Source organism: Sphingobium indicum BiD32, assembly GCF_000382885.1.
In the GTDB taxonomy this organism is placed as follows: Bacteria; Pseudomonadota; Alphaproteobacteria; order Sphingomonadales; family Sphingomonadaceae; genus Sphingobium; species Sphingobium japonicum_C.
In genome coordinates, this window is record NZ_CAVK010000141.1 from 60,349 (window position 1) to 67,744 (window position 7,396).

Genomic DNA, 7,396 nt, shown 5'->3' on the forward strand with positions numbered 1-7,396 from the left:
ATTGAGGGGTCATTCCGCGACCGGCCGCATCGCCAGCGCGTCGCGCGCCGCTTCGGCCAACTGGTTGACCGAGAAGGGCTTGGGCAAGAAGGCGACGTTGGCGATGTCGATCGACTTGCGCAACTGCTCCTCGGCATAGCCGGACATGAACAGGACCGGCAGATCGGGGAAAGCGCGACGCGCCTGCGCCACCATGGCGGGACCATCCATATTGGGCATCACAACGTCGGAGATCAGCAGGTCGATGGTCACATTCCCGGCAAGCACCTCCAGCCCCTGTTCCCCGTCGCTGGCGGTCAGCACGGTATAGCCCTGCCGCACCAGCGCCCGTTCGGCGACGGCGCGGACCATATCTTCGTCCTCCACCAGCAACACCGTGCCGGTGCCCCATGTCTCGCTGCGCTTGACCGGCACCTTGACCGGGGCGACATCCTTGGCATCGGACCCGGCATAGACCGGCAGATAGATGACGAAGCTCGCCCCGCGTCCCAATTCGGATTCGGCAAAGATATAGCCACCCGATTGCTTGACGATGCCATAGACGGTGGAAAGGCCCAGCCCTGTCCCCTTGCCCAGTTCCTTGGTGGTAAAGAAAGGCTCGAAAATCTTGGCCAATATGTCGGGTGGGATGCCCAGCCCCGTGTCCGACACGCGCAGCGCGGTATAATCGCCCACGGGCAATATCTGCTGGCGCATCTCCCGCACCTTGATCGCGGGGACGCCATAGGTCTGGATATTGAGCGTACCGCCTTCGGGCATCGCGTCGCGCGCATTGACCGCCAGATTGACGATCACCTGCTCCAGCTGGCCCGGATCGGCGCGCACCGCGCCCAGATTGCGACCATGGCTGACGTCCAGCTTCACATTTTCACCCAGCAGGCGTTTCAGCAGATTGGAGACGTCCGCAACGATATCGGGCAATTGCAATATCTGCGGCCGCAATGTCTGCTGGCGCGAGAAAGCGAGCAATTGCCGGGTCAGACCCGCCGCGCGATTGCTGTTCGACTTGATCTGCTGAATATCGTCATAATCGCTGTCGCCGGGCGTATGGCGCATCAGCATCAGGTCGCAATGGCCGATAATCGCGGTCAGAATGTTGTTGAAATCATGCGCAACGCCGCCCGCCAGCTGGCCGATCGCCTGCATCTTGGTCGCCTGCGCCACCTGCCGCTTGAGCTTGCTCTCCTCGCTATTATCCTTGAGGGAAAGCAGCACAGCCGCCTCGCCAAGGCCGCGCACACCAGCCAGGCTCAATGCAATCGGCTCGTCGGGCTGGTCGCGCATCCTGACCGCTATGTCGCCCGACATTTGCGGCCCGACGGCAAAGCGCCGCACCGCGTCGGCCACCGCCGCCTGATCCTCCCGCACCACCAGATCGCCGGGATAGCTGGGCTTGTCGCCCGGCTTCAACCCGGCCACCCGCGCAAAGGCATTGTTGACGAACAGCACCCGCCCATCACGGTCGGCCATCGCCAGGCCAAAGGGCAGCAGCGACAGCAGGGTTTCGATATAGGAAAGCGCCGATGTGCCGCCCCCGCCCGCCGGCTCGTCGATCAGCAGCAGCAGCATCGGGCCATCCTGCGCACTGGCCTGCGCCGATGCCGACACGCCGTTGCCTTGCCCCGCGCGCTTCAAGGGCACCTGCAACAGGCGCAGCGGCAGGCCGCCCTGCTCCTCGCGCGCCAGAAACAACCGCCCCTTGTCATCCACCCGCATATGGCTGGCGAAATCGCGGCCAGTGATGTTCGCGTCGATCCGACCCGCAGCGCGCAGCAGGAAGGCACCATTGGCGGCGCGAATGCGGCCTTCGCCGCCGATCATCACCGCCATGACGCCCGCCTCGCCCATCTGGCGGCCCGCTTCGCCGGTCAGGAAGCGATTGACGTCGTCCAGCGCGCTGGGCTGGCGCACGGGGGTGAAGCGCCAGAGCAGATAATCCTCCGCACGGCCGGTCCGCACCACCTCCACGTCCAGCCGCAGCGCGCCCTGCACCACGCCAGCCACCTTCGCCTCGCCATCGCGCCAGGCGGCACGGGCAGCAGTGGACAGGCTTTCGGTGAGCGCCGCATCGCCGGTGATGCCGGGCGGGGTCGGGTAGCCGGGGAACCATTCGCCAAAGAGGTCGCTCGCGCAGACCAGCCGTCCGGCGCGATCGGTGACGGCAATCGCCATGCTGGAAGCGTCAGCCGCCGCGCGTGCGACGGTCCAGTCGGGAATCGCTTCCTTGTCAGATAGTTGCGGCGGATAGAGGCGGCGATACCAGGACATCAACGCCGCGATCGTCAGGATCGTCGCGGCGAACCCGGCGGCCAGCAGCCAGCTGCCAATGGCGTAAAATACAAGGCCAGCCGACAGGGCAGCCGCCAGCAGCAACAGCGGCAGGACCAGCCCCGATCGCGACTGGGTCAGCCACGCATCCCCATTGCTGTTCACCCGCGCGGCCATGGACGGCCCTTCCCCTGCATCGACACTGAATAAACCTCCCCTGCCTCAGAGGACAGAAGCGGCTTTCTCCAATGCGCTGCTTTCATGGACCTTGCCAATCCTCAATTTGCGCGCCTGCCATTTACGGCCCATGCGGTGGCGCCAGAACCAGTCGGCAATGACATAGCCGATAATCGCCGCCCCGACCGATATGATCGAGAGGCCGAGCAGCATGGCGGGCGCGGCTTCGGACACCAGCCAGGCGGTCCACTGGCCGATCGTCGCATGATGATCAACCAGCGCCATGAAGCCCGAAGCATCCGCGCTGCGTCCCAGCATCCAGTTGCCGATATAGACCGACAGCCACAGAATCAGCGGGGTGGTGGCCGGGTTGGAGAGGAATGTCATGGCCGCCGCGACCGGAATATTGGCGCGGAAGGGCAGCGCCAGCAGCGCGGCTCCTGCGATCTGGATGCCGGGGATCAGCAGGAAAATGCCGACCAGCAACCCCAGCGCCACGCCGCGCGGCACCGACCGGCGGGTAAAACGCCACAGCGACGGTTCCAGCACGCGGTGCGCGACGGGGGCGAGGAATTTGTTATGCTCCAGGCTTTCGCGCGTCGGCGCATTGGCGTGCCACCAGCGACTGAGGCGGTTGTCCATCAGCCCTTGTCCCGCATGATGCGCTGCTGGTCGCGCTTCCAGTCGCGATCCTTGATCGTCTCGCGCTTGTCGTGATTCTGCTTGCCCTTGGCCAGCGCCAGCTCGATCTTGGCGCGGCCCTGGCTGTTGAAATAGACCATCAGCGGCACCAGCGTCATGCCCTGCCGCGACACGGCGCTGTGCATCTTGTGGATCTCGCGCTCATGCAGCAACAGCTTGCGGGGGCGTTTGGGTTCGTGATTTTCGCGATTGCCATGGCTATATTCGGGAATGTTGCTGTTCACCAGAAACACCTGATTGCCCTTCACCTCGGCATAGCTTTCCGCGATCGACCCTTCGCCGCCACGCAGCGCCTTCACCTCTGTCCCCTGCAGGGCGATGCCTGCCTCGAACACATCTTCGATAAAATAGTCGAAGCGCGCGCGCCGGTTCTCGGCGACGATCTTTTTCTTGTCGAAGGTAACGGGACGGGGGCGGGCCATGGTTCCTGAACTAACTCACTTCACTATATAGGAACGGCGGACCGTTAAACGAGACCCGCAATTTCCAGCGCGCGATCGACCGCAGCCCGGCTGGATTCCGACGGCCAGGTGATCGGCAGGCGGACGTCGCCGGGCATGTCGGGCCGCACGCGCGTGAGCGCATATTTAACCGGGCCGGGTGAAGAATCGCTGAACAGGGCATCATGCAAGGGGTAGAGACGATCCTGCAACGCCAAGGCACCATCCCAATCCTGGCGCGCGCAGGCGGCCTGAAAATCGGCGACAAGACGCGGCGCGACATTGGCGGTGACGGAGATGCACCCCTTGCCGCCCATAGCGTTGAATCCCAGCGCGGTTTCGTCATTGCCCGACAGCTGACAGAAATCCGGGCGGCAGGCGAGACGCTGTGCGCTGACCCGCCCCAGATTCCCGGTGGCGTCCTTGATCCCCACGATCGTCTGATATTCTTCGGACAGGCGATGGATCACCGGGACGCCAATGTCGGTGATGGTGCGGCTGGGGACATTATAGAGGATGATCGGCAGGGAACAGCGTTCGGCGAGATAGGCGAAGTGCTGATAGACGCCGTCCTGATTGGGCTTGTTATAATAAGGCGCGACCACCAGCGCGGCATCTGCCCCCGCCCCTTGCGCCGCATACATATGTTCCAGCGCGATTCGCGTGTCGTTGGAGCCGCAGCCCGCGATGACGGGCACGCGCCCGGCGGCCTGATCGACGCAGATGGCGATGACGCGATTATGCTCCTCGACCGTCATGGTGGCGCTTTCGCCGGTGGTGCCGCAGGGGACGAGCGCGCTCGATCCTTCGGCGATTTGCCAGTCGACCAGTGCGCGAAAAGCCGCTTCATCCACCGATCCATCGCGGAACGGGGTCACCAGAGCCGGAATCGAGCCGGAAAACATGATTAAACTCCTTCAATTCTCCGGGCGGCCGGGGCATGATCGGTCAAGCGGCGCGCTATAGCGCGTCATTCAGGCGCTGATAAGGATGCATTTGCGATAATGTCCAGCATGGCGACGCCCCGAATGATTGAAAGTTACATTATCCGTATGCCCCTTATTGCCCTGTTGCTGCTTGCCGCTGGCGCCAGCGCCCAGACCGAAGGGCCAGCCCCTGCGGCTGCGCCCGCTGATCCCCCCGGCGCGGTGGTCCAGCCGCTGCCTGCGCAGACAAGTCCGTCGGATCAGTGGAATCAGGTCGCCAGCCGCGTCGGCATGGCCAGCGATTCGTCGATCGGCACGACGATCGGCCAGTGGCGCACCCTCCAGCAGAGCGATGGGCTGGGTTTTGCCACCTATGCCAACTTCATCACCGCCAATCCCGGCTGGCCGGGCGAGGACCGGATGCGGCGGCTGGCCGAAACCGGGATCAATCCCGACAGCTATGATCCGCGCCAGGTAACCGCCTTTTTCGCCCGCTTCCCGCCGCGCACTGCGACCGGCCATGCGCGTAACGCCACCGCTTTGGTGCAGATGGGCCGGATGGACGAGGCGCGGGTTGCTGCGCGCAATGCGTGGATCGGCGGCAGCCTGAGCGTTGCGGATGAAGCGCGCCTGCTGTCCCTGTTCGGCTCCGGCCTGACGCCCGCCGACCATGACCAGCGCGCCGACATGCTGCTGTGGGGCAATGATACCGCCGGGGCAGCGAGAATGCTGGCTTATGTTTCGCCGGGTCGCCGCGCCGTCTATCAGGCACGCATCGCCTTCCGCCGCAAGGCGCCTGATGCGGCGATGCTGATGCAGGCCGCCGAAGCGGTGGGCGCGAGCGACGCGGGCTTTGTCGCCGACAAGGCGATCTGGCTGCGCGATAGCGGCAACTGGGTCGCGGCCCGCCAATATCTGGCCAATCGCACCCCGCTCACCTACCGCCCCGCCAACGCGGAAAAATTCTACGAGGTGCTGCTGGGGCAGGCGCGCGCCGCCGCCAATGACAGCCAGTGGAGCTTTGCCTGGGGCATCGCCAGCAAGATTGACGATGCGGTGCCGCCGGGCATCGACCTGTCCGACCAGCCGATCGGCGTGCGCGACGATTATACCAGCCTCGCCTGGCTGGCCGGGACCACGGCCTTCTACAATCTCAATCGCCCGACCGACGCGGTGACGATGTTCCGCCGCTATGCCGACGCCGCCAAATCGCCCCAGACCAGGTCGAAGGGCTATTATTGGGCCGGTCGCGCCGCGCTCCAGTCGGGCGATGCCGCCACCGCCAACAGCTATTTCGCGCAGGCGGGCGTCTATCCCGATCAGTTTTACGGCCAGCTCGCGCTCGAGCGGCTGGGCCGCCCGATCCCGCCGCCCGCCACAGTCGAGCGCCCGGTCCCCATTTCCGCCGCGACACGCGCCGCCTTCGACCAGCGATCGGTCGTCCGCGCGGTCAAGGCGCTGGGGCAGATGGGCTATTGGGAGGATCAGGGCAAATTCGCCCGCGCCATCGCCAATAATGCCGACAATGACACCGACCATTTCCTTGCCGCCGAACTCGCCGAAAGGATCGGCCGCACCGACATGAGCGTCATGGTCGGCCGCCGCGCCGTATCCAGCGGCCTGAGCGGCTATGGCCAGAGCGCTTTCCCGCGCGTGCCCGTGCCACCCAGCGCGCAATATAACTGGACCATGGTTCACGCGATCGCCCGGCAGGAAAGCCAGTTCGACAAGCAGATCGTCAGCCATGCGGGCGCGCGCGGCCTGATGCAGCTGATGCCCGGCACCGCACGCGAACAGGCGGGCAAGCTGGGCCTGGGCTACAACCCCGCCTCGCTCAACGATCCCAGCTATAATATCATGCTGGGTTCTGGCTATTTCCAGCGGATGCTGGACTATTATGGCGGCAGTTATCCGCTGGCCGTGGGCGCCTATAATGCCGGGCCGGGCAATGTGAACAAATGGATCCGCGCCAATGGCGACCCGCGGCTGCCGGGCGCCGACATGCTGCGCTGGATCGAGCAGATCCCGATTTTCGAGACCCGCAACTATGTGCAGCGAGTGCTGGAAAATGCCGTCGTCTATGAAGCGATGAACCCGGAACGTGCGAAATTTCGCGGCACCAGCGCGGTGCTGAGCCGCTATCTGGGGAAACAGACGCCGGGGTAAGAGGCATATCCCCATAAGCGTTCGCCCTGAGCCTGTTGAGCCGAAGGCGACCGAAGGTCAACGGTCGTCCTTCTTTGCGAAGAAGTGCAGGGCTTCGACAAGCTCAGCCCGAACGGTTATGGGGTGAATGGATGACAACCCCCTATCCCAATTATATCTCCCCGGAAGGCTTCGCCAAATTGCGCGCCGAATATGACCATCTGCTGGGTGTCGAGCGTCCCGCGATCGTCGAGGTGGTGAGCTGGGCGGCGGGCAATGGCGACCGCTCCGAAAATGGCGACTATCTCTATGGTCGCAAGCGGATGCGCGAGATCGACTTTCAGTTGAAGCGCCTGTCGAAGAAAATGAAGGACGCCAAGGTCGTCGATGCCCGCCAGCAGGAGGACCAGAGCCGCGTTTATTTCGGCGCGACCGTCACGATCGCGGATGAGGATGACAATCATCGCACCGTCACGCTGGTCGGCAATGACGAAACCGATATCGAGGCAGGCCGGATCGGCTGGTCCTCCCCCATCGCCCGCGCCCTGCGCGGCGCAGCCATCGGTGACCTGCGCCGCGTCCTGCTGCCATCGGGCGAGAAGGAATATGAGGTGATAGCGATTACCTATCCGGGACAATAACCTTCTCCCCACGGGGGAGAAGTTGGATGAGGGGGACCTGCACCAGCGCTTAAAGCGGGATGACGTTAGCACCCCCAGCCTCCGTTCGTTTCGAGCG

Annotated in this window: 6 protein-coding genes; 2 read left to right on the top strand and 4 right to left on the bottom strand. The window is 64.3% G+C overall.

The genetic code is table 11. The features are described 5' to 3' along the window. Positions 1 to 9: 9 nt before the first annotated feature. The 4 genes from EBBID32_RS14095 to dapA are packed head-to-tail and all read right to left on the bottom strand — an operon-like array spanning position 10 to position 4,492. Positions 10 to 2,445: a hybrid sensor histidine kinase/response regulator gene (locus EBBID32_RS14095; RefSeq protein ID WP_006959194.1), complete on the bottom strand. Its 2,436-nt coding sequence runs from the start codon at positions 2,443 to 2,445 to the stop codon at positions 10 to 12. A gap of 45 nt (positions 2,446 to 2,490) precedes the next feature. After that, positions 2,491 to 3,087 (bottom strand): DUF2062 domain-containing protein, encoded by a 597-nt coding sequence (locus EBBID32_RS14100; RefSeq protein WP_006959196.1) that lies wholly within the window; start codon positions 3,085 to 3,087, stop codon positions 2,491 to 2,493. Beyond that, positions 3,087 to 3,569: an SsrA-binding protein SmpB gene (gene smpB / locus EBBID32_RS14105; protein ID WP_006959198.1), complete on the bottom strand. Its 483-nt coding sequence runs from the start codon at positions 3,567 to 3,569 to the stop codon at positions 3,087 to 3,089. Before smpB ends, EBBID32_RS14100 begins: the two co-directional genes overlap by 1 nt. 44 nt (positions 3,570 to 3,613) lie before the next feature. Beyond that, positions 3,614 to 4,492 (bottom strand): 4-hydroxy-tetrahydrodipicolinate synthase, encoded by an 879-nt coding sequence (gene dapA / locus EBBID32_RS14110; RefSeq protein ID WP_006959200.1) that lies wholly within the window; start codon positions 4,490 to 4,492, stop codon positions 3,614 to 3,616. A 99-nt stretch (positions 4,493 to 4,591) separates the two neighbouring features. On the opposite strand from dapA, the gene EBBID32_RS14115 reads away from it, so the two are divergent. Together EBBID32_RS14115 and greB are read left to right on the top strand one after the other, a co-directional pair. Beyond that, on the top strand, positions 4,592 to 6,679 hold the full coding sequence (locus tag EBBID32_RS14115; RefSeq protein ID WP_006959202.1) for a lytic transglycosylase domain-containing protein: 2,088 nt from the start codon (positions 4,592 to 4,594) through the stop codon (positions 6,677 to 6,679). A 131-nt stretch (positions 6,680 to 6,810) separates the two neighbouring features. After that, the gene (gene greB / locus EBBID32_RS14120; RefSeq protein ID WP_006959204.1) at positions 6,811 to 7,299 is read left to right on the top strand and encodes a transcription elongation factor GreB; all 489 of its coding nucleotides are present in this window, start codon (positions 6,811 to 6,813) and stop codon (positions 7,297 to 7,299) included. The last annotated feature ends 97 nt before the right edge of the window (positions 7,300 to 7,396 follow it).

Coding starts and splice junctions, on each gene's coding strand:
- dapA (WP_006959200.1), bottom strand. CDS start 4,492: ATGTTTTCCGGCTCGATTCCGGCTCTGGTGACCCCGTTCCGCGATGGA.
- greB (WP_006959204.1), top strand. CDS start 6,811: ATGACAACCCCCTATCCCAATTATATCTCCCCGGAAGGCTTCGCCAAA.
- EBBID32_RS14095 (WP_006959194.1), bottom strand. CDS start 2,445: ATGGCCGCGCGGGTGAACAGCAATGGGGATGCGTGGCTGACCCAGTCG.
- smpB (WP_006959198.1), bottom strand. CDS start 3,569: ATGGCCCGCCCCCGTCCCGTTACCTTCGACAAGAAAAAGATCGTCGCC.
- EBBID32_RS14115 (WP_006959202.1), top strand. CDS start 4,592: ATGTCCAGCATGGCGACGCCCCGAATGATTGAAAGTTACATTATCCGT.
- EBBID32_RS14100 (WP_006959196.1), bottom strand. CDS start 3,087: ATGGACAACCGCCTCAGTCGCTGGTGGCACGCCAATGCGCCGACGCGC.